25 protein-coding genes are annotated in these 24,225 nt (G+C 69.9%); 16 read left to right on the top strand and 9 right to left on the bottom strand.

Annotated features, from left to right (window positions below; genetic code table 11):
- Positions 1-3: 3 nt before the first annotated feature.
- From ACEL92_RS22690 to ACEL92_RS22680, 3 genes are read right to left on the bottom strand one after another with little or no spacing between them, the layout of a single operon-like run.
- Positions 4-921 carry an MBL fold metallo-hydrolase gene (locus ACEL92_RS22690; protein ID WP_374022851.1) on the bottom strand — a complete coding sequence of 306 codons (918 nt, stop codon included), beginning with the start codon at positions 919-921 and terminating at the stop codon, positions 4-6.
- The gene (locus ACEL92_RS22685) at positions 922-1,575 is read right to left on the bottom strand and encodes an L-fuculose-phosphate aldolase (protein ID WP_374022850.1); all 654 of its coding nucleotides are present in this window, start codon (positions 1,573-1,575) and stop codon (positions 922-924) included. It abuts the gene before it with no gap.
- Positions 1,572-2,552: an NAD(P)-dependent oxidoreductase gene (locus ACEL92_RS22680; RefSeq protein ID WP_374022849.1), complete on the bottom strand. Its 981-nt coding sequence runs from the start codon at positions 2,550-2,552 to the stop codon at positions 1,572-1,574. The genes ACEL92_RS22685 and ACEL92_RS22680 overlap by 4 nt, the downstream gene beginning before the upstream one ends.
- Before the next feature lie 30 nt (positions 2,553-2,582).
- On the opposite strand from ACEL92_RS22680, the gene ACEL92_RS22675 reads away from it, so the two are divergent.
- Both ACEL92_RS22675 and ACEL92_RS22670 read left to right on the top strand, forming a co-directional pair.
- Positions 2,583-3,944, top strand: a complete 1,362-nt coding sequence (locus ACEL92_RS22675; RefSeq protein WP_374022848.1) for an FGGY-family carbohydrate kinase — start codon at positions 2,583-2,585, stop codon at positions 3,942-3,944.
- Between the two features lie 9 nt (positions 3,945-3,953).
- Positions 3,954-4,619 carry a GNAT family N-acetyltransferase gene (locus tag ACEL92_RS22670; RefSeq protein ID WP_374022847.1) on the top strand — a complete coding sequence of 222 codons (666 nt, stop codon included), beginning with the start codon at positions 3,954-3,956 and terminating at the stop codon, positions 4,617-4,619.
- A 57-nt stretch (positions 4,620-4,676) separates the two neighbouring features.
- On the opposite strand, the gene ACEL92_RS22665 is transcribed toward ACEL92_RS22670, so the two are convergent.
- Positions 4,677-5,579 carry a class I SAM-dependent methyltransferase gene (locus ACEL92_RS22665; RefSeq protein ID WP_374022846.1) on the bottom strand — a complete coding sequence of 301 codons (903 nt, stop codon included), beginning with the start codon at positions 5,577-5,579 and terminating at the stop codon, positions 4,677-4,679.
- A gap of 232 nt (positions 5,580-5,811) precedes the next feature.
- Between ACEL92_RS22665 and secY the strand changes: the two genes are divergently transcribed.
- The 8 genes from secY to ACEL92_RS22625 all read left to right on the top strand — a co-directional run bounded on the left by secY (position 5,812) and on the right by ACEL92_RS22625 (position 12,366).
- Entirely contained in the window at positions 5,812-7,137 is a 1,326-nt protein-coding gene (gene secY, locus ACEL92_RS22660; protein ID WP_073879353.1) for a preprotein translocase subunit SecY, read from the top strand.
- Complete coding sequence (locus tag ACEL92_RS22655; protein WP_374022845.1) at positions 7,134-7,679, top strand: adenylate kinase; 546 nt, start codon at positions 7,134-7,136, stop codon at positions 7,677-7,679. Before secY ends, ACEL92_RS22655 begins: the two co-directional genes overlap by 4 nt.
- A gap of 2 nt (positions 7,680-7,681) precedes the next feature.
- Positions 7,682-8,482: a type I methionyl aminopeptidase gene (map, locus tag ACEL92_RS22650; RefSeq protein ID WP_374022844.1), complete on the top strand. Its 801-nt coding sequence runs from the start codon at positions 7,682-7,684 to the stop codon at positions 8,480-8,482.
- Between the two features lie 162 nt (positions 8,483-8,644).
- Entirely contained in the window at positions 8,645-9,181 is a 537-nt protein-coding gene (locus ACEL92_RS22645; RefSeq protein WP_374022843.1) for a sigma-70 family RNA polymerase sigma factor, read from the top strand.
- A gap of 32 nt (positions 9,182-9,213) precedes the next feature.
- Positions 9,214-9,948 (top strand): anti-sigma factor, encoded by a 735-nt coding sequence (locus tag ACEL92_RS22640; RefSeq protein ID WP_374022842.1) that lies wholly within the window; start codon positions 9,214-9,216, stop codon positions 9,946-9,948.
- Positions 9,949-9,956: 8 nt separating this feature from the next.
- Complete coding sequence (locus ACEL92_RS22635) at positions 9,957-11,159, top strand: FAD-dependent monooxygenase (protein ID WP_374022841.1); 1,203 nt, start codon at positions 9,957-9,959, stop codon at positions 11,157-11,159.
- Positions 11,156-11,743, top strand: coding sequence for a DUF4389 domain-containing protein (locus ACEL92_RS22630; protein WP_374022840.1), 588 nt, complete (start codon positions 11,156-11,158; stop codon positions 11,741-11,743). The genes ACEL92_RS22635 and ACEL92_RS22630 overlap by 4 nt, the downstream gene beginning before the upstream one ends.
- Positions 11,740-12,366: a class I SAM-dependent methyltransferase gene (locus ACEL92_RS22625; protein WP_374022839.1), complete on the top strand. Its 627-nt coding sequence runs from the start codon at positions 11,740-11,742 to the stop codon at positions 12,364-12,366. The genes ACEL92_RS22630 and ACEL92_RS22625 overlap by 4 nt, the downstream gene beginning before the upstream one ends.
- Here the strand turns inward: ACEL92_RS22625 and ACEL92_RS22620 are convergent.
- Complete coding sequence (locus ACEL92_RS22620; RefSeq protein ID WP_374022838.1) at positions 12,353-14,842, bottom strand: ABC transporter permease; 2,490 nt, start codon at positions 14,840-14,842, stop codon at positions 12,353-12,355. The two genes, ACEL92_RS22625 and ACEL92_RS22620, sit on opposite strands and share 14 nt — an antisense overlap.
- Positions 14,842-15,537, bottom strand: a complete 696-nt coding sequence (locus ACEL92_RS22615; protein WP_374022837.1) for an ABC transporter ATP-binding protein — start codon at positions 15,535-15,537, stop codon at positions 14,842-14,844. The genes ACEL92_RS22620 and ACEL92_RS22615 overlap by 1 nt, the downstream gene beginning before the upstream one ends.
- Before the next feature lie 79 nt (positions 15,538-15,616).
- On the opposite strand from ACEL92_RS22615, the gene ACEL92_RS22610 reads away from it, so the two are divergent.
- From ACEL92_RS22610 to ACEL92_RS22590, 5 genes are read left to right on the top strand one after another with little or no spacing between them, the layout of a single operon-like run.
- Positions 15,617-17,362, top strand: coding sequence for a thiamine pyrophosphate-binding protein (locus tag ACEL92_RS22610; RefSeq protein ID WP_374026345.1), 1,746 nt, complete (start codon positions 15,617-15,619; stop codon positions 17,360-17,362).
- Positions 17,343-17,990, top strand: a complete 648-nt coding sequence (locus ACEL92_RS22605) for an SRPBCC family protein (protein ID WP_374022836.1) — start codon at positions 17,343-17,345, stop codon at positions 17,988-17,990. The genes ACEL92_RS22610 and ACEL92_RS22605 overlap by 20 nt, the downstream gene beginning before the upstream one ends.
- A gap of 4 nt (positions 17,991-17,994) precedes the next feature.
- Positions 17,995-19,005: a 3-oxoacyl-ACP synthase III family protein gene (locus ACEL92_RS22600; protein ID WP_374022835.1), complete on the top strand. Its 1,011-nt coding sequence runs from the start codon at positions 17,995-17,997 to the stop codon at positions 19,003-19,005.
- Positions 19,005-20,060 carry a histidinol-phosphate transaminase gene (locus ACEL92_RS22595; protein WP_374022834.1) on the top strand — a complete coding sequence of 352 codons (1,056 nt, stop codon included), beginning with the start codon at positions 19,005-19,007 and terminating at the stop codon, positions 20,058-20,060. Before ACEL92_RS22600 ends, ACEL92_RS22595 begins: the two co-directional genes overlap by 1 nt.
- 6 nt (positions 20,061-20,066) lie before the next feature.
- Complete coding sequence (locus ACEL92_RS22590) at positions 20,067-20,573, top strand: MarR family transcriptional regulator (RefSeq protein WP_374022833.1); 507 nt, start codon at positions 20,067-20,069, stop codon at positions 20,571-20,573.
- Between the two features lie 2 nt (positions 20,574-20,575).
- On the opposite strand, the gene ACEL92_RS22585 is transcribed toward ACEL92_RS22590, so the two are convergent.
- Positions 20,576-21,445, bottom strand: a complete 870-nt coding sequence (locus ACEL92_RS22585) for an alpha/beta fold hydrolase (protein ID WP_374022832.1) — start codon at positions 21,443-21,445, stop codon at positions 20,576-20,578.
- A gap of 32 nt (positions 21,446-21,477) precedes the next feature.
- Here ACEL92_RS22585 and ACEL92_RS22580 point away from each other — a divergent pair, with 32 nt between their 5' ends.
- Complete coding sequence (locus tag ACEL92_RS22580) at positions 21,478-22,176, top strand: TetR/AcrR family transcriptional regulator (protein WP_374022831.1); 699 nt, start codon at positions 21,478-21,480, stop codon at positions 22,174-22,176.
- Here ACEL92_RS22580 and mmsB read toward each other — a convergent pair.
- Together mmsB and ACEL92_RS22570 are read right to left on the bottom strand one after the other, a co-directional pair.
- Positions 22,173-23,048 carry a 3-hydroxyisobutyrate dehydrogenase gene (gene mmsB, locus ACEL92_RS22575; RefSeq protein WP_374022830.1) on the bottom strand — a complete coding sequence of 292 codons (876 nt, stop codon included), beginning with the start codon at positions 23,046-23,048 and terminating at the stop codon, positions 22,173-22,175. The two genes, ACEL92_RS22580 and mmsB, sit on opposite strands and share 4 nt — an antisense overlap.
- A gap of 10 nt (positions 23,049-23,058) precedes the next feature.
- The gene (locus ACEL92_RS22570) at positions 23,059-24,219 is read right to left on the bottom strand and encodes an acyl-CoA dehydrogenase family protein (RefSeq protein WP_374022829.1); all 1,161 of its coding nucleotides are present in this window, start codon (positions 24,217-24,219) and stop codon (positions 23,059-23,061) included.
- Between the last annotated feature and the right edge of the window lie 6 nt (positions 24,220-24,225).

Here is a 24,225-nt window from a genome sequence, read left to right as displayed (position 1 = left end):
GCCTCACACCGTATCGATGTCGAGCCAGTCCTCGACGTCGAATTGGTCGGCGAGCGCGCGGATCGTGGCGCCGCCGCGGCCGGGGTAGTGCGCGGGGATCACGGCGGCCTTCGCCTGAACCGCCTTGGAGAAGATCCGGCGACGGGTCACCGCGGCGGCCGGCGCGTCGATGTCAAAGGCGCAGGCATCGGCCGGCCGGCGCAGTTGCAGCGGGCTGTGGGTGAGGTCGCCGACGAACACGGCCGGCCGGCCCGCGTCGAGCCACAGCACCGACGATCCCGGCGTGTGCCCGGGGGCGGGCCGTAGGCGCAGCGACGGGCTGATCTGGCAGTCGTCCGACCACAGGACGAGCTGGCCTGCCTCGTCGATGGGCGCGACGCTGTCCGCGAACACCAGCCGGTCACCGCGCTGCTGGGCCGCTTCCTCCTCGCTGCGCGGCGTTCGCGTGGCCGCGAGCCCGTCGGGGGAGAAGTGGCGGTAGTCGGCGGCCGGCACCAGGTATCGGGCGTTGGGGAACGTCGGCACCCACGCGCCGTCCTCGAGCATGGTGTTCCACCCGACGTGATCGGAGTGGACGTGGGTGTTGACCACGACGTCGACGGCGTTGCGGTCGACACCCGCCGCGGCCAGCGCCGCCAGGAACCCGGTGTTGAGGTGGTCCAGCGGTGGCATGTGCGGGCGCTCGCGATCGTTGCCGACCCCGGTGTCCACCACCACGGTCAGCCCGTCCACCTCGATCACCCAACTCTGGATCGCGATGTGCCACTGGTCGGTCGCGGGGTCGAAGAAGTCCGGCACCAGCAGGTCGGCGTTGTCCCGCCAACCGGACGGCGGCGTCTGCGCGAAAAGCCGTGTTGCCAGGTCGAATTGGAGTTCGAGGATCCGCGCCACGCTCGCACGGCCGAACCGGACCCGGCGCATCTAGGCGTTCGCGCGCAGGTAGCCGTAGACGCCGGCGAAGTTGCGGTTCACCTCGTCGGGGATGGATACCGGACCGCCGAGAGCCCTTGCACCCCAAACGATTTGGGCGGTCCGCTCCACCAGGGCGGTGATGTGCAGCACCTTGTCCGGGCGCGGCCCCACGGCCACCAGCCCATGGTTGGCGATCAATGCGGCGCCCCGGCCCTCGAGCGCCTTGACTGCGTTGGCGCCGACCTCGGGGGTGCCCGACGCGGCGTAGTCGCTGCACCGGACGTCCCCGCCGCAGTACACGGCGAACTCGTCAATGCACGCCGGAATCGCTTGGTGCGCAATGGCGAACATGGTCGCCCACACCGGATGGCTGTGAATGACGCTGCCGATGTCGTCGAACGCGTGGTAGCAGGCCAGGTGCAGCTGTAGCTCCGACGACGGCGAGCGGCCGTCCGCCGCCTGCAGCACGGCGCCGTCCGGGTCGATCAGCACCAGGTCATCGAGCTGCATGTCGCGGTAGTCGACCGACGACGGCGTGATCACGATGTTGCCGTCGGAACGGCGCGCGGAGATGTTGCCCGCGGTTCCCTCGACCAGGCCCCGGCGCAGCATGTCCTTGGCCGCGTCCAGTACGGCCGTCTCGGGGTTGTCTACGGATCTCATGGGCCGAGCACCTCCGGGTTGACGATGTGGGCGGGCGTCACGCCGGCCAGCAGCGCTTCCAGGTCGTCGGCCACCATCTGTGCCTGCCGAGCCTCAGTGTTCCACGTGGCGCCGCCGATGTGGGGCGTCAGCACGACGTTGGGCATGCCGACCAGTGGGTGGTCGGTGGGCAGCCATTCGCCGACGAAGTGGTCCAGGCCGGCGGCGGCCACCTTGCCGCCGCGCAGCGCGTCGACGAGCGCGTCGGTGTCGTGCAGCTGGGCGCGGGCGGTGTTGAGGAACACCACGCCGTCGCGCATGGCGGCGAATTGCGGCGCCCCGATCATCCCGGCCGTGTCGTCGGTGACGGGCGCGTGCAGGGAGACGACGTCGGCCTCGGCGAGCAGCTGGTCCAGGCCGTGCCGGGCGTCGTCGTTGTACGGGTCGTGGGCGATGACCCGCAGGCCCAGCCCCGTAAGCCGCCACGCGGTGGCACGGCCGACGGCGCCTAGGCCCACCAGCCCGGCGGTGCGCCCGGCGATCTCCCAGCCGCGGAACCGCTGATAGGGGATGCTGCCATCGCGAAAGATGTTGCCGCTGCGGACATCAGCGTCCGCGGGCAGCAGTTGGCGGGTAGCGGCCAGCAGCAGCGCCACCGTCATCTCGGCGACCGCGTCGGCGTTGCGGCCCGGGGTGTTGAGCACCGGTATGCCGGCGGCGGTGGCCCCCGTGATGTCGACGTTGTTGGGATCGCCGCGGGTGGAGGCGATCACCCGCAGGCCCTGCTCGAACACCGGGCCGCCCACCGAGTCGCTTTCCACCACAACGACATCGGCGGCCTCGGCGGTGATCCGCTCGGCCAGTTGTTCGGCGCCGTAGATCCGCAGCGGGCTCTGTTCGATCCAGGGGTCGTAGACCACGTCGGCCAGTTCGCGCAGCTTTTCGAATCCTGGGCCGCGCAGCGGGGCGGTCACCAGGGCGCGCGGTCTTGACGTCACGAACCCCAATGCTGGCGTACGGTGACGCCCGTGTCACGTGATGGCGTCACAATCGGCATCGACGTCGGCAGCACCTCGGTCAAGGCGGTTGCCGCGGACGCCGACGGTCGGGTGACCGCGCGGGCGCGGATCCCGCATGAGTTGCGGGTGGCGACCCCCGGGCGCCTGGAGCACGACGCCGACGAGGCGTGGCGGCGGGGACCCGTGTCGGCGCTCGACCGGCTGACCCCCGGGCCGAACGTCCGCGCGGTGGCCGTGTCGGCGATGGTGCCGTCGCTGACCGCCGTCGATGCCGCGGGCGTGCCGACGACGCCGGGGCTGCTGTACGGCGACGAACGCGGCCGAACGCCCGAACAACAGACGCAGCCGCTGCCCGCGCTGGGCGAGGCCGCCGAATTCCTGCGCTGGACCGCCGCCCGGGCGCCCGGCGCGTCCGGGTACTGGCCGGCACCTGCGGTGGCCAACCATGCGCTGGCGGGCGAGGCGGTGATCGACTTCGCCACCGCCGCCACCGCCTACCCGCTGTTCGACGGCACGGGCTGGAACCCCGAGGCGTGCGCCGAGCGCGGCGCGCGGCCCGACCAGATGCCGCGGGTGGAGACCATGGGGGCCGCCGTCGGGCGGGTGCGGGGCAGCGGCGCCGCGCTGGGGATCGGCGCGATCGACGCGTTGTGCGAACAGATCGTGGCGGGCGCCGACCGCGACGGCGACGTGCTGGTGCTGTGCGGCACCACCCTGATCGTATGGACCACCATCTCCGAGCCCCGGCAGGTCCCGGGGCTGTGGACCATCCCGCACACGGCCGCGGGCAAGAACCAGATCGGCGGGGCCAGCAACGCCGGCGGGCTGTTCCTCGGCTGGGTGGACCGCGTCGTCGCACCCGCCGACCCGGCCGCGGCGCTGCCCGGGCGGGTGCCGGTGTGGTCGCCCTACATCCGGGGGGAGCGCACCCCGTTCCACGACCCGGACCGCCGGGCCGTGCTCGACGCCCTGGACCTCACCCACGACGCCGCCGCGCTGCGCCGGGCCGCCTACGAGGCGTCGGGCTTCGTGGTCCGCCAGCTCATCGAGCTCAGCGGGGCGCCCGCCGCCCGGATCGTCGCCACGGGCGGCGGCACCCGGGTCGGCCCGTGGATGCAGGCCATCGCCGACGCGACCGGTCGGCCGGTCGAGGTGTCCGGCGTCCCCGAGGGGGCGGCGCTGGGCGCGGCCTTCCTCGCGCGGATCGCCGCGGGCCTGGAGACCTCGATCGCCGACGCCGCGCGGTGGGCGCGCACCGACCGCGTCGTCGAACCCGATCCCGCGTGGGCGGCGCCGGTCACCGACCGCTACCAACGGTTCCTGGAGCTGGGAAACCGACGATGTAGCGCGCTACCCCCACCGGCGTTCTAGGCTGGTGCAATGACCGACCACGACCGCAAAGCCGCCCGACGCGAGATCGCCAATGCCCTGCTGAAAGCCCTTGAACGGCGGCATGAAATCGCCGATGTGGTGGTGGAGTCCGAGAACAAGGCGGCCGCCGTCGAGGCGATCGTCCGGTTGCTCGACACTTCGCACGTGGCCGCCGAAGCAGTGATGGGGATGTCGTTCGATCAGCTCACCATCGACTCGCGCCGCAAGATCCTGGCCGAACTCGACGACCTGAACAAGCAGCTGAGCTTCACCCTCGGCGAGCGGCCGGCCAGCTCGGGGGAGACCCTGGAACTGCGGCCCTTCTCCGCCGAGAGGGACCGCGACATCTTCGCCGCCCGCACCGAGGACATGGGCGCCGCCGGCGACGGGTCCGGTGGGCCGGCCGGCAACCTCGACGACGAGATCAGCGCGGCGCTCGGGCGCCTCGACGACGAGGAGGCCGCCTGGTTTGTGGCCGTCGACTCCGGCGAGAAGGTCGGAATGGTGTTCGGCGAGTTGCTTGGGGGCGAGGTGAACGTGCGGATCTGGATTCACCCCGAGCACCGCAAGAAGGGGTACGGCACCGCCGCGCTGCGCAAGTCGCGCACCGAGATGGCGTGGTGCTTCCCGGCGGTGCCGATGGTGGTGCGCGCCCCGGCCGCCAAGCCTGGCTAGCGGCGATCGCAAGCGCGGCGGGTCGCCGCCAAGCCCGGCTAGCGGCGGAGGTTACGGCTAGCTCAGCGTCGCGGTGACGGTGACGATGTTGCGCAGCTGGGACGTCTCGTCGTCGGGGAAGGTCAGGCCGTAATCGGCGAAGTACTCGCGGCGCTGCCGGGTGGTGACGTGCCAGCCCCGGCCGGTCAGGTAATCCACCACGTTGCTGCGCTCGCCTTCGAAGAACAGGCCCGAAAGGTCGATGTCGCAGCCGATGTTGGCCCACCGGTCGTTGAACTGCTTGGCGCGTTCGGTCATCGTCCGGCTCGAGTCGCCGTGGAACTCGGTCGCCAGCTTGCTGCCGGGGGCGCTGAGCTCGGTGATGTTGTCGAACAGCTTGTCCTGGGCTTCGGGCGGCAGGTACATGAGCAGTCCCTCGGCGCTCCACGACGTGGGTTGTGTCGGGTCAAATCCACTGCGCCGCAACGCTTCCGGCCAGTCGTCGCGCAGGTCGACGCTGACGGTCCGGCGTTCGGCCGTGGGGGTGGCGCCTAGCTCGGCCATGGTGGCGGTCTTGAATTCGACGACCTTGGGCTGGTCGACCTCGTAGACGACGCTTCCGCGCGGCCAGCTCAGCCGGTACGCGCGGGCGTCGAGGCCGGCGGCCAGAATCACCGACTGGCGGATTCCGTCCCGGGCGCCGTTGAGGAAGAAGTCGTCGAAGAAGCGGGTGCGCACCGCGATCGAATCGGTTTCCAGCTGCAGGTCCCGTTCGCTGCCCGGGGTGTCCCCCGACGTCTCGCCGTCGACGAGGCGGCGGAAGAAGTCCAGCCCGACCGCTCGCACGAGGGGGGCCGCGAACGGGTCGTCGATGATCCGGTCGGTGCCCTCGCTGGCCAGCGCGCGGGCCGCGGCGACCATGGTGGCCGTGGCACCGACGCTGGACGCCAAGTCCCAGCTGTCTTGGTCAGTGCGTGTCATGGTTGCTCCTATTTATTTAGCAAATGCAACGAGCCAACAGCACTCTACCTTCTGTGGCTTACGGCTTCCTGTGCTTTCCTGGGCGGTCGCCGACGGCCGTGGACGGAGCCACCCAGTCCAGCTGTTAGTCTCGTACACGGTTTTACGCGCTTTAGAAAAAGCGGCCGTACGTCCTGGCCTGCGGGTGTTGGGCGCGGAATGCAGGAGACCCCCCGGCTGCGCAGGAGGAAGAGTGCTTTCGGCTTTCATCTCATCGCTGCGGACAGTCGACCTGAGACGGAAGATCCTCTTCACGCTGGGCATCGTCGTTCTCTATCGGCTGGGCGCCGCCTTGCCATCCCCTGGCGTCAATTTCCCGAACGTCCAGCAGTGCATCAAGGAGGCCAGCGGCGGCGCCGCAGGCCAGATCTACTCGCTGATCAACCTGTTCTCCGGCGGTGCGCTGCTGAAACTCACGGTGTTCGCGGTGGGGGTGATGCCCTACATCACCGCCAGCATCATCGTGCAGCTGCTCACGGTGGTCATCCCGCGGTTCGAGGAACTGCGCAAGGAGGGCCAGTCCGGCCAGGCCAAGATGACGCAGTACACGCGTTACCTGGCCATCGCGCTGGCCATCCTGCAGGCGACCAGCATCGTGGCGCTGGCGGCCAACGGCGGGCTGCTGCAGGGCTGCTCGCTGGACATCATCGCCGACCAGAGCATCTTCACCCTCGTCGTGATCGTGATGGTGATGACGGCCGGCGCGGCGCTGGTCATGTGGATGGGTGAGCTGATCACCGAGCGGGGCATCGGGAACGGCATGTCGCTGCTGATCTTCGTGGGCATCGCGGCGCGCATCCCGTCCGAGGGCAAGACAATCCTGGACAGCCGCGGCGGGGCGATCTTCGCCGCCGTCTGCGTCGCCGCCCTGGCGATCATCGTCGGCGTGGTCTTCGTCGAGCAGGGCCAGCGGCGGATCCCGGTGCAATACGCCAAGCGCATGGTGGGCCGGCGCATGTACGGCGGAACGTCGACCTACCTGCCGCTGAAGGTCAACCAGGCCGGCGTCATCCCGGTCATCTTCGCCTCGTCGCTGATCTACATCCCGCACCTGATCACGCAGCTGATCCGCAGCGGCAGCGGCGGTGTCGGCAACAGCTGGTGGGACAAGTTCGTCGGTAGTTATTTGTCCGACCCGAGCGACCCGATCTACATCAGCATCTACTTCGGGCTGATCATCTTCTTCACGTACTTCTACGTGTCGATCACGTTCAACCCCGACGAACGTGCCGACGAGATGAAGAAGTTCGGCGGGTTCATTCCCGGTATCCGGCCGGGCAAGCCGACCGCAGACTACCTGCGTTATGTGCTGAGCCGGATCACCCTGCCGGGCTCGATCTACCTCGGCGCGATCTCGGTGCTGCCGAACCTGTTCCTGCAGATCGGCAACGGTGGAGCGGTTCAGAATTTGCCGTTCGGCGGTACTGCGGTTTTGATCATGATTGGTGTCGGTTTGGATACGGTCAAGCAGATCGAGAGCCAGCTGATGCAGCGCAACTATGAAGGGTTCCTGAAGTGAGAGTCGTTTTGCTCGGGCCGCCGGGGGCGGGCAAGGGAACGCAGGCCCAGAAGCTCTCCGAAAAGCTCGGGATCCCGCACATTTCCACCGGTGAGCTGTTCCGCAGCAACATCGAGAACGGGACCAAGCTGGGCCTGGAGGCCAAGCGCTACCTGGATGCCGGCGATCTGGTGCCCTCCGAGCTGACCAACCAGCTCGTCGACGACCGCCTCAGCGATTCCGACGCGGCCGGGGGGTTCGTCCTCGACGGGTACCCCCGGTCGACCGAGCAGGCCGAGGCGCTGCACCGGATGCTCGAACGCCGCGGCACCGACATCGACGCGGTGCTCGAGTTCCGCGTCTCGGAGGACGAACTGCTGCAACGGCTGAAGGCCCGTGGCCGCGCCGACGACACCGACGACGTGATCCTGAACCGGATGAAGGTCTACCGCGACGAGACCGCGCCGTTGCTGGAGTATTACCGCGACGAACTCAAGACGGTCGACGCCGTCGGCTCTATGGACGAGGTGTTCGCCCGCGCCCTGCAAGCGCTGGGCAAGTAGTCGTGCGCCCGCTGGCCCGGCTGCGGAGTCGCAAGGTCGTGCCGCAGCGCACCCCCGACGAGCTCGACGCGATGGCGGCGGCCGGGGCCGTGGTCGCTTCGGCGCTGCAGGCGGTGCGGGCGGCGGCGGTCCCAGGGGTGTCGACCCTGGGCCTGGACCAGATTGCCGAGTCGGTGATCCGGGAGGCCGGCGCGATCCCGTCGTTCCTGGGCTATCACGGTTACCCCGCCTCGATCTGCGCCTCGGTGAACGAGCGCGTGGTGCACGGCATCCCGTCGGCCGGAGAGATCCTGGCGCCGGGCGACTTGGTGTCCATCGACTGCGGCGCGGTGCTGGACGGCTGGCACGGCGACGCCGCGATCACGTTCGGCGTCGGGACCCTCGACGCGGCCGACCAGGCGCTTTGCGACGCCACCAGGGAATCGCTGGAGGCCGGGATCGCGGCGATGGTCCCCGGCAACCGGCTGACCGACGTCTCGCACGCCATCGAAACGGGCACGCGCGCGGCCGAGGTCCGGCACGGGCTCGCGTTCGGCATTGTGGAGGGCTACGGCGGCCACGGGATCGGCCGGCATATGCACATGGACCCGTTCCTGCCCAACGAGGGCTCGCCCGGTCGCGGCCCGCTGCTGGCCCCCGGGTCGGTGCTGGCGATCGAACCGATGCTGACGCTGGGGTCGGGCAAGACCGTCGTGCTCGACGATGAGTGGACCGTCACCACCTCCGACGGGTCGCGTGCGGCACACTGGGAGCACACCGTGGCGGTCACCGACGCGGGGCCCCGGATCCTGACGCTGGCCTAACGGGCCGCGATCGCAAGCGCGGCGAAGCCGGGCGCGGCGGGTCGCGGCGGTTGAACCGACCGCGATCGCAAGCGCGGCGGAGCCGGGCGCGGCGGGTCGCGGCAGTTGAACCGACCGGCCATTCGACTCGTTTCAGTAGTCGGAGGTGATGGAGTGGCCCGTGTGACAGGCACTCGTGGCGCGTCGGGAACTGCCGAAGCCGCCCTGATGAAGGCGCTCTACGACGAACACGCAGCGGTGTTGTGGCGCTACGCGCTTCGGTTGACGGGCGACGCGAGCCAGTCCGAGGACGTGGTCCAGGAGACGTTGTTGCGAGCCTGGCAGCATCCGGAGGTCGTCGGGGACACCGAGCGCTCGGCGCGAGCCTGGCTGTTCACGGTCGCGCGCAACATGATCATCGACGACCGGCGCAGCGCCCGTTTCCGCAACGTCGTCGCCTCGACGGACGAGGCCGGGGCGCCCGAACGGTCGACGCCCGACGAGGTGAACGCGGCGCTGGACAAGCTGCTGATCGCCGACGCGATGGCGCAACTATCCGCGGAGCACCGGGCCGTGATCGAGCGGTCCTACTACCGCGGCTGGACCACCGCACAGATTGCTGCAGACCTCGGCATCGCCGAGGGAACGGTGAAGTCGCGACTACACTACGCCGTGCGGGCGTTGCGGCTCACTCTGCAGGAACTTGGAGTCACCCGCTGAGGGGCTCCGAAAGCTTGAAGGGTGAAGAGGAAATGGATGACATGAAGACGCCGCTACGGGGGATCGGGCCGCCCGACGACCCGTACGTGATGTGGGATGCCGCATACGTCTTGGGCTCGCTGTCGGCGGCCGAGCGACGCGAATTCGAGGCGCACCTCGCGCACTGCCCGGCCTGCCGGGAGGCCGTCGCCGACCTGAGCGGTGTGCCGGGCCTGCTCTCGCAGCTGAGCCGCGACGAGGTCACCGCGATGAACGACCCGGCCGCGCAGCCGTTGGCGGCGACACCGGATATTTCGCCGGAGCTGTTGACGTCGTTGCTGGCCAAGGTGAGCTGGCGCCGGCGCCGCACGCGCATCGTGACGTGGGTGGCCTCGTCGGCCGCGGCCGTGGTGCTGGCGTTCGGTGTGTTCGTCGGCGTGCAGGGGTATTCGTCGTCCTCGTCGCAGCAGGTGGCCGCGTCCGCGGAACCGATGGCGCAGGTGGGCACGACGCTGCTGACCTCCTCGGTGGAGCTGTCCAGCCAGCACTGGGGCACGTCGATCAACCTGCGGTGCGTGTGCCTGGCGCCGTTGAACGCGCACCACGACACGCTGGCGATGGTGGTGGTGGGTCGCGACGGCAGCCAGACCCGGCTGGCGACCTGGGTGGCCGTGCCGGGCCACACCGCGACGCCTGCGGGCAGCATCTCGACGCCGGTCGACCAGATCGCCGCCGTGCAGGTGGTCGCCGCCGACAGCGGCCAAGTTCTGCTGCAGCGCTCGATGTAAGGCCTGACGTGTCTGGCGACGGGCGCTCCCTGCGGGTCCTGGTGGTGGGCGCCGGCGTCGGCGGTATCTCGGTCGCCCGGGGGTTGTTGCGGGATGGGCACGATGTCACCGTCTTCGAGCGGCGGCACGGGGTTCGGGCGGCCGGCGGCGCGGTCACGGTCTGGTCCAACGGCGAGACGGTGCTCCGGCAGCTGGGCGTCGACATGCACGGAGCCGGTCAGCTGCTGTCCACCGTGCGGGCCGTGACCTCCACCGGCCGCCCGCTGGCCACGCTGGACGTGTCCGCGTTGGCCGAGCGGCTGGGCGCGCCCGTCCGGATGGTCCCGCGCCGGGTCCTGCTGCAGCGGTTGCTGGACGGCTTCCCGGCCGACCGCATCCGCTGCGATTCGCGCGCGATCGCGTTCACCGGATCGCGCGAGGGCGTGCGGGTCGAGTTCGCTGACGGCCGCTCGGTCGAGGGCGACCTGCTGATCGGCGCGGACGGCCTGCACTCGATGGTCCGCAACGCCGTCGGTGGCGGCGCGGCCAAGCCCACCGGCTGGTGCAGTTGGCAGGGGCTGATCAGCCTCGCGGAGATCGATCACCGCGACACCGCGCTGATGGTCATCGGCGAGCGGGGGAACCTGGGCCTGTGGCCGGCCGGGGGTTCGGACGTGCAGTGGTGGTTCGACCTGCCGTGGTCGCACGACTTCGTGCGGCCGCACCGTCCGATCGAGACGATCCGTTCCCATTTCACCGGATGGTCCGACGCCGTCGATCGGGTGTTGGCGGCGCTGACCGACGAGGACCTGGTGCACTCGCCCTACCCGCACTTCCGGCATCCGATCCCGCCCGCGGGCCGCGGCCCGGTCACCTTGCTCGGCGACGCCGCGCACACGATGCCGCCCACCCTGGCGCAGGGGACCAACCAGGCCCTGCTCGACACCATGGTGCTGTGCAAGGCCCTCTCGGACCGGGCGGGTAGTGGGGGCGTGCCGAGCGCGCTGCGCTGGTACGAGCGGACCCGCCGGCGCAGGGTGATGGCCGTGTCGCGGGTGGCATCGCTGCCGGTGTCGCACGGCGAGGTGGTGCTGCGCCCGGCGGCGCTGATCCCGGATCGGCTGCAGGCCCGCGCCCTGACGATGTTTCTGTTGTGGACGAGCCACCGCCGGATGTCCGCGGAGATCGACCGCGGGATCGGGGCAGCGACGACCAGCCGATCCAGCCCATGAACGACGAATCCGTCAGGGTCCGAGGCGAATTCGATGCCCCGTCGCGTTGGCTTTGGCTGGTGAAGTGGTGCGTGTTGGCGGTTCCGCACTACCCGATCCTGATTGGGCTGTATCTGATCTACCCTCTCTCGACGGTCGTCGCGGGCGTCGCCATCCTGTTCACCGGGCGATTTCCGCGGCCGATATTCGACTTCAACGTCGGGGTGCTGCGCTGGTCGTGGCGGGTGATGAATTTCCGGTTTCCGATGAACAGCACGGACAGGTATCCACCGTTCACGCTCGCGTCGCGGCCGGACTATCCGGGCGATCTGCAGGTCGACTATCCGGAGCGGCTGAAGAACTGGGCCGTGCTGGTGAAGTGGCTGCTGGCCATCCCGCAGGTCCTGCTCTGCTGGTCGATGGAGCCGCTGCTGCAGGTGCTGTGCGTGATCACCGCGGTGACGCTGTTGTGCACCGGGACTATCCCGCCGGGCATGTCCGATATGTTGCTCGGCATCGTCCGCTGGCGCTACCGGGTGGCCGTGTACGTGTCCCTGATGCGCGACGAATACCCGCCGTTCCGAATGGACCTGGAGGGCCGGTGACGCGCCGAAACCCGTTGTTCCCGTACATATACCGGTTCGGCCAGCCCGTCTTCGACCGGCTGTTCTACCACCGGTATCGGCGCGCGGCGCTGCGCAACGCGACCGGGCGGCTGTTGATGCTCGGCCTGGGCCCCGGCACCGACCTGAGGTTCCTGCCCGCGGCGGTCACGTCGGTGGCCGCCGTGGAGCCGGAGGCGTCGTTCCGGCGGATGGCGTCCCGGCTCGCCGGTCGCCACGGCATCGCCGCCGACATCGTCGAGGGGACGGGCGAGTCGATTCCATTCCCGGACGACAGCTTCGACTCGGTCCACATCGGTCTGGTGTTGTGCTCGGTCGACGACGTGGCCGCCACCCTGGGTGAGATCCGCCGCGTGCTCGTACCCGGGGGCAGGCTGGTAGTTCTCGAGCATGTGCGTGGGAACGGCGCGACCGGCCGCTGCCAGGACCTGGTCGCCAAGCCGTGGTCGTGGCTGTCCGGCGGCTGCGAGCCGAACCGGCGGACCCTGGACGCCATCGCCGCGGCCGGGTTCGACACCACCGCGCTACACACCATCCCGCGCACGCCGGTCCCGTTCCCCTGCAAGCCCCACCTGCAGGGGTTCGCCACGCTCAGTCCACGCTGACGGCCTCGATGATGTTCAGCCGGGCCGCCCGCCGCGCGGGCGGCAGCGAGCCGAGCAGGCAGATCGTCAGCGCCCCCGCGGTGAAGGCCAGGGCCATCGGGCTCAGGCGGAAGCCGACCGGAAAGTTCATGATGTCCCCGCTGATCAGGCTGAACAGCCACTGGTCGGTCAGGCCGAACAGCAGCCCCAAAAGGCCGCCCACGAAACCGATTCCGGCCGCCTCGGCCAGGACGGTCCGCAGGGTGAACCGGCGGCTGGACCCCATCGCCCGCAACACGCCGATCTCGCGGCGGCGCTCGGTCACCGAGAGGGTCAGCGTGTTGAGCAGCGCGACGGCGGCCACGGCGACGACGATGACCCACACGGCGTTGGCGATGAACATGCTCTGGTGCAGCGGGGCCTCTAGCCCGGCCAACGCCGCGCGGCCGTCGTACACGTGGTTCGGCGCCGGCACCGCAGCGCGGACCCCGGCCAGCAGCCGCTTCGGATCCGTCCCGGGGGCCGCGGTGATCTGCAGCGTCGTCGCGGCCGGGCGATCGAACCAGGCGCGCAGGTGATCGAGATCGATGCCGATGGTGCCGATGACGGTGGAGAAGAACGGCACCAGGGCGAGCACGACGGCCTGCCGCGGGCCGTGCGGCGTCTGCAGCTGCAGCCGGTCGCCGGCGCGGACGTGCAGCGTCGCACCGAGGTTCTGGGTGAGCACCACGCCCCGACCGGCGAGCACGTCGGCGCGCAACTGTTCGCCGAGCGCGCGGAAGAGCGCATCGTGGGTCCCGCCGGAGAAGCCGTCGAGCAGGACGCGGGTGCCCCCGACGACGGCGAACCCGAGCGCACCCTCGGTCACCCGTGCCACCCCGGGCACGGCGGCCAGCTTCCCCGGAAGGCCTTGCGGGAGAGGGTCGGTGGGGTAGCTGTCGGGGGGATCCGCGCTCACCCAGACGTCGACGTCGGCGGCGGGGGAGAACATGCCGCGGGCCGAACGGATCATGTCGGCGTTGGTGCCGGTGATCACCACGGTGGTGACCACGCCGATGAGCACGGTCATCACCGTCGCCCACACCCGCCGCGGCGCGCGTTCGATGGTGGCCGCCGCGAGCGCCCCGACCGACCCGAACAGGCGGGCCGTGGCGGCCGTGCCCTTGACGATCGCGGCGCTGAGCGCGAAGCCGAGCGCGATCTCGGCGCTCAGCAGCGCGGCCATCGCGGCGAACGCCAGCGTGCCCCGCTGGCCGATGACGACGCCGATCGACGCCGCGAACACGCCGACGGCGCCGGCCCCGGCGGCCACGCGTAACCATCGCGGCACGACATCCGCCGCCGACACGCCGACGGGCGCCAGCGCCTCGATCGGCGCGACCTTGTATACCTGACGCGCGGCCATCGCGGACGCGGCCACGCTGGTGAGCGCCGTCGCCGCGAGGGCCAGCGGGACGGCGTAACCGGGCAGCCAATACTCAACTCTGGCCTCGAGCCCCTGGGTCATCGCCGGGGGCAATCGGCGAATCGCGATGTGGCCGAACAGGATTCCCAACCCCGACCCGATGGCCCCGCCGATGATGCCCAGGATCGCCGCCTCCCCGAGCATGTCACCGACGATGGTGGTGCGCCGGCCGCCGATGGCGCGCAGCATGGAGATCACCGGCCGGCGCGCGGTGATCGCCATGGTCATCGTGGTGTAGATCAGGAACGCGCCGACCACCAGCGCGACCGCGGCCCCCAGCAGGGCCATGTAGTTCATCAGCTTGACGCCGTCGCCGGCGCGGGCGGCCCGAACGCTCGGCGCGGCCACCAGGGCGCGGCCGTTCACCGCGGCGGTGACCGCGGCGCGGACGGTGGCCAGGTCGGCCCCTGGTTTGGTGGTGATCAGTATCGAGTCGAGCTGACCGGGGCGACCGGTGACGCTCTGCGCCAGCGCGAGCGGCGCGAGCACGTAGTGCCCGCCGTTGAGGTCGGCGAACTGCTTGCCCGCGAGCACCTCGCTGACCGTGACCTCACCCGAACCCAGTTGCAGTGTCTGGCCTTTCGCGTAGCCGACCCGCGGCCCGACCTGGACCCCGGTGGGCGTCGAGGACAGCGCCTGCACCGGTCGTGCGACCGCGTCCTTCAGGGCGCCGCCCAGCGCGGCGGTGCTCGCGTCCGCGCCGAGTAGCAGCACCGGGCCGGTCGGCGTGGACGCGGAGGTCCGGATCATCGGCGCCGCGGTGGCGACGCCGGGCACCGCGGCCACGTCGGCCAGTACCACGTCGGGGAACCCGGTGTCGGTGCTGCCCGATACCTCGAGTGCGGCCACACCGGCGATCCCGTCGGCCAGCCGGTTGACCGAGCCGGTGATCGATCCGAAGATGCCGATGATGGCGACCAGATAGGTTGCGGATACGGCCATTACGGCGATCGACGCGAACGTGCGGCGGCGGTGCACGGCGAGCTCGCGCAGGCTGAACACGCGCAGTCGGCTCGCGGCCGCCGTGATCATTACGCGGGGACCGCAGGTACGTCGGAACCGACCCGCCCGTCCTGCAGCGTGATCACCCGATCGGTCGCCGCCGCGGCGTCCGCATTGTGCGTCACCATCACCACCAGCCGGCCGCGGCCGTCCTCGTGGGCCACCCCCGCGAGTAGCCCCAGGATCGCGGCGCCCGTCGCCGAATCGAGGTTGCCCGTGGGCTCGTCGGCGAGGATGAGCGGCGGATCCATCATCAACGCCCGCGCCACCGCCACCCGTTGCATCTGGCCGCCGGACAGTTCCGCCGGCCGGTGCTCGGTCCGGTTGCCCAGCCCGACGCGGTCCAGCAACCGGATCGCCTCCGGTTTGGCCCTGCCCAGCCGGACGCCGTCGAGCAGCTTGGGCACCGCGACGTTCTCCCATGCCGACAGCGTCGGCAGCAGATTGAAGAACTGAAAGATGAAGCCCACCCGGTGATGACGGAACCGCGACTGCTCTTCGTCGCCCAGGCGGCCGATCTCCGCGCCGTCGAAGGTGATCGAGCCCGAATCCGGGGAGTCGAGCGCGCCGAGCAGATGCAACAAGGTGCTCTTGCCGGCGCCAGAGGGGCCGACCACGGACACGAACTGGCCGCCCGCGAGCCGCAGGCTGATCCCGTCGAGCGCCCGCACCGTTTGACCGCCGACCCGGTACTCGCGCACCACGTCGCGCAGTTCGATGGTCATCTAGGCATCACGATCGCCGCCGGCAAACGGTTCACCCGCCGGGGTGAACCGATCAAGAGCCGGGCTCGTGTCTGAAAACATGTTCGGCAACTACCGGGTGGTCGATCACGTCGTCGGCCAACTGGCGGCGCTCGGGGTGGACCACATTTTCGGTGTCGACGGCGCCAACATCGAGGATCTCTACGACGCCGCGCACTACCGGCCCGAGGTGACCGCGGTGCTGGCCAAGCACGAGTTCTCGGCGGCCACCATGGCCGACGGGTACAGCCGCAGCGGCGCCGGCCTGGGCGTGGTGGCGTCGACGTCGGGTGGTGGGGCGCTGAACCTTGTCGCCGGTCTGGGCGAGTCGTTCACCAGCCGGGTTCCGGTGCTGGCGCTGGTCGGCCAGCCCGCCACCACGATGGACGGCCGGGGCAGCTTCCAGGACACCAGCGGGCGCAACGGCTCGCTGGACGCCCAGGCGCTGTTCTCCGCGGTGTCGGTGTCATGCGAGCGGGTGCTCGCGCCGGCCGACATCGTGTCGGCGCTGCCCCGGGCGGTCTCCGCGGCGCGCACCGGCGGTCCCGCGGTGTTGTTGCTGCCCAAGGACATTCAGCAGGCCCACGTCGCCATCGAGGATGGCGCCGAGCGCCCGGCCGACCTCGGCGCGCCGATCGGCAACCCGCAGGTCATCGCGGCCGAACTGCGTCGTGTCTCCGGTCCGGTCACGATCATCGCCGGCGAGCAGGTGGCCCGCGACGACGCCCGGACCGAGCTCGAGCACCTGCGCGCGCTGCTGCGGGCGCGGGTGGCCACCGTCCCCGACGCCAAGGACGTGGCCGGCACGCCGGGGTTCGGGTCGTCGTCGGCGCTCGGGGTGACCGGCGTGATGGGCCACCCGAGCGTGGCCGAAGCCGTGGCCGCCAGTTCCGTATGCCTGATCGTCGGCACCCGGCTGACGGTCACCGCCCGCGGCGGCCTGGACGACGCGCTGGCCGGCGTGCGAACGCTATCGCTCGGGTCGGCGCGGCCCTATCCGCGCTGCACCCACGTGCACACCGACGACCTGCGTGGTTCACTGCGCCTGCTGACCCAGGCGCTGCGCGGTCACGGTCGGCCGAACGGACTGCGCGTGCCGGACGTGGTGCGGCGCACCGAGCTGACGCCGCCGCCCTGCCCCGGCCCGGGCGTGCGGTACCGCGACGCCATGGCGGTGCTGGACGAAACCTTGCCCGACGGGGCCGACATCGTGGTCGACGCCGGCAACACCGGCGCCGCCGCCATCCATTACCTGCCCGTGCGGCGCGGGGGCAGGTTCGTGGTCGCGCTCGGCATGGGCGGCATGGGGTACAGCTTCGGGGCCGGGATCGGGATGGCGTTCGGGCGTGCGAACGGCGGTAGGGCCGGCGGCCGCACCGTGGTGATCGCCGGGGATGGCGCGTTCTTCATGCACGGCATGGAGGTGCACACGGCGGTGCAGTACCGGCTTCCCGTGACGTTCGTCCTGTTCAACAACAACGCCCACGCCATGTGCGTGACCCGCGAGCAGCTGTTCTACGACGACCGCTATAGCTACAACCGTTTCCGGCCCAGCGCGCTGGGAACCGGCCTGGCGGCAATGTTCCCGGGGCTGACATCGGTCGATGTCAGCGAGCCCGCCCAACTGGCCGCGGCGCTGCGGATGGCGCTGGGCGTTGCGGGCCCGGCGGTGGTCAGTGTGCAGTGCGCCGCCGACGAAATCCCGCCGTTTGCACCCTTTCTCACCGAGCTGCCGAGCAACGCGGCTGTCACAGAACAGGTTTCGACCGCAAAGGAGAACCGGGCCGATGTCGCTGCCAGCGCTTGAGGATATCCCCACCCCCATCGACGGGGTGATCCGCATCGAGACCAGCCCACGGGAACAGGCGACCCCGATCATCATGGAGATGATGCGGTCGGTGTACCCGCATGACCAGGTCTTCGGCCAGTACTGCACGGTCAACGATTACGTCGCGTGCCCGCCCGACGAGCTTTACGAGTACATGTCGGACACCCGCAGCCTCGAGGAGTGGACCTACAGCTTGCGCGGCTTCACCACCACCGACGAGCCCGGCCTCTGGCTGGCCTACGACCGGCTGGGTTCGGAGACCGAGATCTACACGCGGACCGTCGCCAACGCGCAGGCGCGGACCGTCGACTATTACTGCGCGTGGGATCAGGGCAAGCACCTGTGGATGGTCTATCTGATGCGCGTCATCGATGCGCAGGTGGTCCTGGACAAGCCGGGATCGGTTGTGCTGTGGACGAATTGCCACCACCCGTTCTACGACCACAACCCGTACCCGGAGACTGCCCCGGCGCAGCGCCCGGTGTGGGTGGGCGACTTCTGGGACATGTTCGGCGCCGGGCATGCGCTGGAGCTGCAGAACCTCAAGGCGATCGCCGAATACCGGCACCGCAACGGCCTGCCGGTGACGCCGAAATGGATGAGGTGACCCCATGAGCGTCAGTCTGATCGACGTGTCCACCTATCTGCCCGGCGAGCCGATCGGCACCGACTACTACGCGCAATTCGCCGAATCGGACGACCTGCGCGAGAACGTCATGTTCCGGGCTCCGAAGTTTCGCCACCACGTCGGGCCGGACGAGAGTTCCATCGACATGATCGAACGAGCGGCGCAGGGCCTGATCGAGCGGCACGGCCACGACGCGGTGGAGGGCGCCGACGTGCTCATCACCCACACCCAGGTGCCGGACATGGCCTTCTACGGCCAGGGCGGCGGCATCGCGCACCGGTTGGGCCTGCGGCCCTCCTGGGTGCTCGACCTGAACAACGGCGGCTGCGCGGCGTTCGTGTTGGCGCTCAACGTCGCTCGCAAACTGTTGGCCTCCGGCGCGGGGCGGACCGCGCTGATCGCCATCGCGCAGAACGCCGCGGGGCAGTTCTTCGATCAGCCGACGATTCGCCGCAAGGCGCAGTCCGCGGTGCCCGGTGACGGCGCGGCGGTGGGCCTGGTCACGCTGGATGACCGATCACCGATCCTCGACGTCGAGTGCCGAACCTACGGCGAGTACGCCGGTGAGATGACCCTGTCCTACGACCCGCCCCGCAAGTGGTGGCAGGCCGGCTCCGGCGAGGGCAGCATCGGCTTCACCGAGAGCAAGATCACCAAGGTGCTGGCCCGCGGCAACCGCCAGGTTCCCGAGGTGGCGCTGGCGGTGTGCGACCGAATAGGCCTGCCACCGAAGGAGATCGATCTGCTGGTCACCAACCAGCCGAACCGGGTGTTTCTGCGCAACTGGCGCGAGGCGCTCGAGTTGCCCCCCGAACGGCATCGAGACACCTTCGACGAGTGCGGCAACCTGTTCGGCGCCGGGATCCCGATCAACCTCGATCGCGCGATCACCGACGGTCAGGTCGAGCCCGGCGACGTCGTCATGATGGCCGCATTCGCCCACGCCGGCGACTTCGCCGGGGCGGCGGCGGTGCGGTGGGGCGGGCGGGGCTGATGCAGGCCGTTCCGAGCCCGGCCGCCGGCGACGTCTGTGACGCGCTGCCCACCGCGCTGGATCCGCTTGCGTTGTCGCTCAACGAGAATCCGTTCCCGCCGCTACCGGAGGTGCGATCGGCGCTGATGCGGTCGGTGCAGACGGCGCACCGCTACCCGGAATTCCTGCCCGAGAAGCTGCGCGGCGTGATCGCCGACCACATCGGGGTGCCCGCCGAGTGGGTGGTGCCGGGCGCCGGCGCGACGGGCGTCGTGCTGCAGGCCCTGCAGGCGCTGACCGCCCCGGGCGAAGTGATCGCGATGTCGGCACCCACCTTCGACGGTTACCCGATCCTGGCGCGGATGGCGCGGCTGAGGCCGCGGGCGGTTCCCCTGGACGAGCGCGGTCACAACGACCTCGATGGCCTTGCCCGCGCCGCCGACGACGCCCGGGTGGTGGCGCTGTGCCGCCCGCACAACCCCACCGGAACGCTGGAGTCCGCGGCCGCCGTGTCGGCGTTCCTGCGCCGCGTGCCGCGCGACACCGTCGTCCTGCTCGACGAGGCGTACGTCGAGTTCACCGCGCCCGAGCATCGCATCGCCGTGTCGGCGTTGCTCACCCGCTTTCCCAATGTGGTGGTGGTGCGGACCTTCTCGAAGGCGTACGGCCTGGCGGGGCTGCGGATCGGTTACGCGGTGGCGTCGCGGGAGCTGGCCGCCACACTGTGGTCCCAGCAACCGCCGTTCGGCGCCCCGATCACCAGTCTGGTCGCGGTCGCCGCCTCATACGGGGCCGAAGACCAACTGGTGCAACGGGTCCGGATGATCAACGCCGAACGCGGTTACCTCCGGATGCGGCTGAGCGCGCTGGGGATCTACACCACCGACTCGCACGCGAACTTCATGTACCTGCCTCCGAGGGGTGGGCCGTGGCATGAGGTTTTCACCGGCGGCGGCCCGCGGGTGCGCTGCTACCCGGACGGCGGCGCGCGGATCACCGTGGGCAACCGCGCATCGACGCTGGCGGTGCTGTCCGCGCTGGGGAAAGGCCGCGCCCGCGCGCCGAGTGCGGTATGAAGGGGCGTGGCTGCCTCACGACCGCCGAAGCGTGACCCGATCGCCGCGGCGCGCGACAACTGGGAGCGCTCCGGGTGGGCCGACGTCGCGCAGGGCATGGTGGCGGTGACGTCGGTGATGCGGGCGCACCAGATTTTTCTGGCCCGCGTCGAGACGGCGTTGCGTCCCTACGACCTGAGCTTCTCCCGCTATGAGTTGCTGCGGCTGTTGGCGTTCAGCCGCACCGGCGCGCTGCCGATCACCAAGGCGTCAGACCGGCTGCAGGTCCACGTCACCAGCGTGACCCACGCGATCCGCCGGCTCGAGGCCGACGGGCTCGTGCAGCGGGTGCCGCATCCGACCGACGGGCGCACCACGCTGGTACAGATCACCGACCTGGGCCGCTCGACGGTCGAGGATGCCACGGTGACGCTCAACGAGCAGGTATTCGCCGACATCGGCATGTCGGAAGGCGAAGCGCGCGCGCTGGTTTCGTCGATCGAGTCGCTGCGCCGCGACGCGGGCGATTTCTGAGTTCAGCCGCTCCGGACGGCCGCGGCGACGCTTTGTGGGGCTTCGGATTGCGGGTAATGGCCGACACCGGGAAGCTCGGTGATCCTGGCCTGCGGCAGCGCCTCGGTGGCCTGTTCGAGGACGTGACGACCCGATACCGGATCATCGAGCCCCCAAACCAGATGCAGTGGGCCGTTCCAATTGGCCAGAGCCGCCTCCCAACGACGGTGATGGACCGCGCGCTCGGCGTTGTACTTGATCAGCCGGTGCGCGAGCCTGTGACCGTTTTCTCGGGACACCCCGAGCCACAGGTCGTCGAATTCAGCGTCCATGAGCTGCGATCCGCGCACCGCATCCAGCCCGGAGCGAACCCTCGCGGCGCCGATACGCGCGGCCAGCAGCTTGCCGACGACCGGCAACATCAGCAATCGCTGCAGACGTGTCGGGCGGTAGGCGCTGTAAACAATGCCGGAGTTCATCACGACGAGCCCGTCGATGCCGAAGCCGAGCCGCCCCCGGTTGGCCCGGTCGATGAGTTCCTGGCCGACGATCCCGCCGTAGTCGTGAACCACCAAGCGCAGCGAACCGACGCCCAGGTGCGTCACGAGATCCTCTACGGTGTCGGCTGATTCGGCCACGGAGTAGTCGTAAGGGTTGGGCTTGTCCGAGGCCCCGTAGCCGAGGAAGTCCAGCGTGATGACGTGGTGGTCGGTAGCCAGGTCGGCCGCCACCGCTGCGTAGTCATAGGACCAGGTGGGGAAGCCGTGCAGCAATAGCACCGGCGGGCCCGCCCCACGTCGCCGGAACGCGATGTGATGGCCCCGCCGGCTTATCAGCGTTTCGTTTTCCTGAATCCACGCGGCCGCCCGGGGCGCTTCCGTTCGGTCGGTCACGATGCCACCTCGGTCTTCGACACGATTTCTAAATGCACTACCACATCCAAATACATTTGCGTATTAGAATGCAGGTATGTCAGGCTCGTGTCAAGCGCACGGATGAGGAGGCCGCGGTGGCTCGCTTGACCCGCAGTGAGCAACGGGAACAAACGCGGCAACGGCTCGTCGAGTCGGCCGGAAAAGTGTTCTGCCGAGTCGGATTCGAAGCGGCGCCCATCGACGTCATCGCCGAAGAAGCCGGCTTCTCCCGCGGCGCCTTCTACTCGAACTTCGCGTCCAAGGACGAGTTGTTCTTAGAACTCATCCGCCATCACCTCGACGCGGAGATCGAGACCCTTGGCCGCTCCCTCGATCGCGTCAAGTCCGCTTCCGACCTCGCCCCGGCGATCGAGCGCCGCTACCAGGTTCTCGGCGAAGACAGCGGCTGGTGCTTGCTGACCACCGAGTTCCAGCTTTACACCATGCGCGGGGGCGCCAAGGCTGACGAGTTCGCGACGATCTACGAGTCCTACCGACGCCGGCTCGGCGAGCTCATCGCCATCCACTTCGACCGTCTCGGCATCGAATCAACACTCACGCCATACGAATTCGGTGTCTCGCAGATCGCGCTCTCGCACGGGTTGGCCCTGCAGCGGGCTGCGAACGGATCCCTGAAAGCTAACCTGCCGGCCCGCGCCCTCGCCACGTTCGTCCGGGGAGCCCTCGCCGAACGCCGATCGGGCCGTTAGCCGTTGCGCAGTATCTCGATGACCGCGCTGAAGTCCTTGTCGGCGTGGTCGGTCGCGAACTTGGCGTAGATCTCGGCGGCGTGCTTGCCCAGCGGGGCCGCCGACCCGGTGGACGCCACCGCGTCCATGGCCAGGCCCAGGTCCTTGTTCATCAGGGCGGTCGCGAAACCGGGCTTGAAGTCGTTGTTGGCCGGCGACGTCGGGACCGGTCCCGGCACCGGGCAGTTGGTGTGCACGGCCCAGCAGTTGCCGGTCGCACCGGTGATGACGTCGAAGAGGGACTGCGCCGACAACCCGAGCTTCTCGGCGAGGACGAACGCCTCGCCGATGGCAATCTGCTGCACCGCCAGCACCATGTTGTTGCACACCTTGGCGGCCTGCCCGGCACCCGCCGCGCCGCAGTGAATGACCTTGCCCGCCATGGGTTCCAGCACGGGCCGAGCCCGCTGTAGGGCGTCGTCCTCGCCGCCCACCATGAACGCCAGCGTCCCGGCGACGGCGCCCTTCACGCCGCCGGAGACCGGCGCGTCCAGCTGGGACACCCCGTGCGACTCCGCGAGCGCGTGCACCTCGCGGGCGTCGTTGACCGAAATGGTCGAGCTGTCGACGAACAACGCACCCGGTTTGGCGGCCGGCAGGATGTCGGCGTAGCAACGCTTCACCAGGTCGCCGTTGGGCAGCATGGTGATCACCACGTCGGCCCCGGCCACGGCGTCGGCGGCGCTGTCGAACGTCGCGACACCGTTGCCGGCCGCGGCGGCGACGGCCGCGGGCACCGGGTCGAAGCCGCGCACGGTGTGGCCCGCGGCCACCAGGTTCGCCGACATCGGCCCGCCCATGTTGCCCAGGCCGAGAAAAGCGATGCTCGTCATGGTCGCCTTTCTACGCGCTCGCCCGCACCCGCGCGGCCTCGGCCCGGCCGATGACCACCCGCATGATCTCGTTGGTGCCCTCGAGGATGCGGTGCACGCGCAGGTCGCGAACGATCTTCTCCAGACCGTACTCCCGCAGGTAGCCGTAGCCACCGTGTAGTTGCAGCGCCTTGTCGGCCACCTCGAAGCAGGTGTCGGTGACGTAGCGCTTGGCCATCGCGCACAACTCGACCTTGTCGGGGTCATCGTTGTCCAACGCGTCCGCGGCCCGCCACAACATCATTCGCGACGTTTCCAGCCCGGTGGCCATGTCAGCCAGCGTGAACCGGACGGTGGGCTCGTCGAGCAGTGGCTTGCCGAACGCCGCCCGGTCCCGGACGTAGGCGCCCGCCTTGTCGAAGGCGGACTGGGCGCCGCCCAGCGAGCACGCCGCGATGTTGAGCCGGCCGCCGTTGAGGCCGTTCATCGCGATGCCGAAACCGGCGCCCTCGCCGTCGGCGCCGCCCAGCATGGCCTCGGCGGGCACCCGCACACCCTCGAGGATCACCTGCGCGGTCGGCTGCGCGTGCCAGCCCATCTTCTCTTCCAGCGCCCCGAAACTCAGCCCCGCTGAACCCTTTTCGATGACAAAGGCCGAGATGCCGCGCGGACCCTCACCGCCGGTCCTGGCCATCACGACATAGACATCCGAGGCGCCCGCGCCGGAGATGAACTGCTTGACACCGTCGAGCACGTAGTCGCCACCCTGCCTGACGGCCCTGGTGCTCAGGGCGCTGGCGTCCGACCCCGCGCCCGGTTCGGTGAGGCAGTAGCTGGCGATGACGTCCATCGCGGCCAGCCGCGGCACCCATTGCTTGCGCTGTTCGGCGGTGCCGAACGTGTCGATCATCCACGCGCACATGTTGTGGATGGACAGGAACGCGGCGGTGGTCGGGTCGGCGATGGCCAGCTGCTCGAAGATGCGGACGCCGTCGAGCCGGCGCAGCCCGCTGCCGCCGACGTCCTCGCGGCAGTAGATCGCGGCCATGCCGAGCTCGGCCGACTCCCGCAACACGTCGGTCGCAAAGTGTTTGGCGGCATCCCATTCCAGGGCGTGCGGGGCCAGGCGTTTGGCGGCGAACGCGGCCGCCGTCTCGGTGATGACCCGCTCGTCTTCGTTCAGGGTGAACATGGCGCC

Source organism: Mycobacterium hainanense, from assembly GCF_041890355.1.
Taxonomy (GTDB): domain Bacteria; phylum Actinomycetota; class Actinomycetes; order Mycobacteriales; family Mycobacteriaceae; genus Mycobacterium; species Mycobacterium hainanense.
The sequence above is the reverse complement of the archived record's forward strand: the minus strand, read 5'-3'. Positions and strand labels throughout refer to the sequence as shown.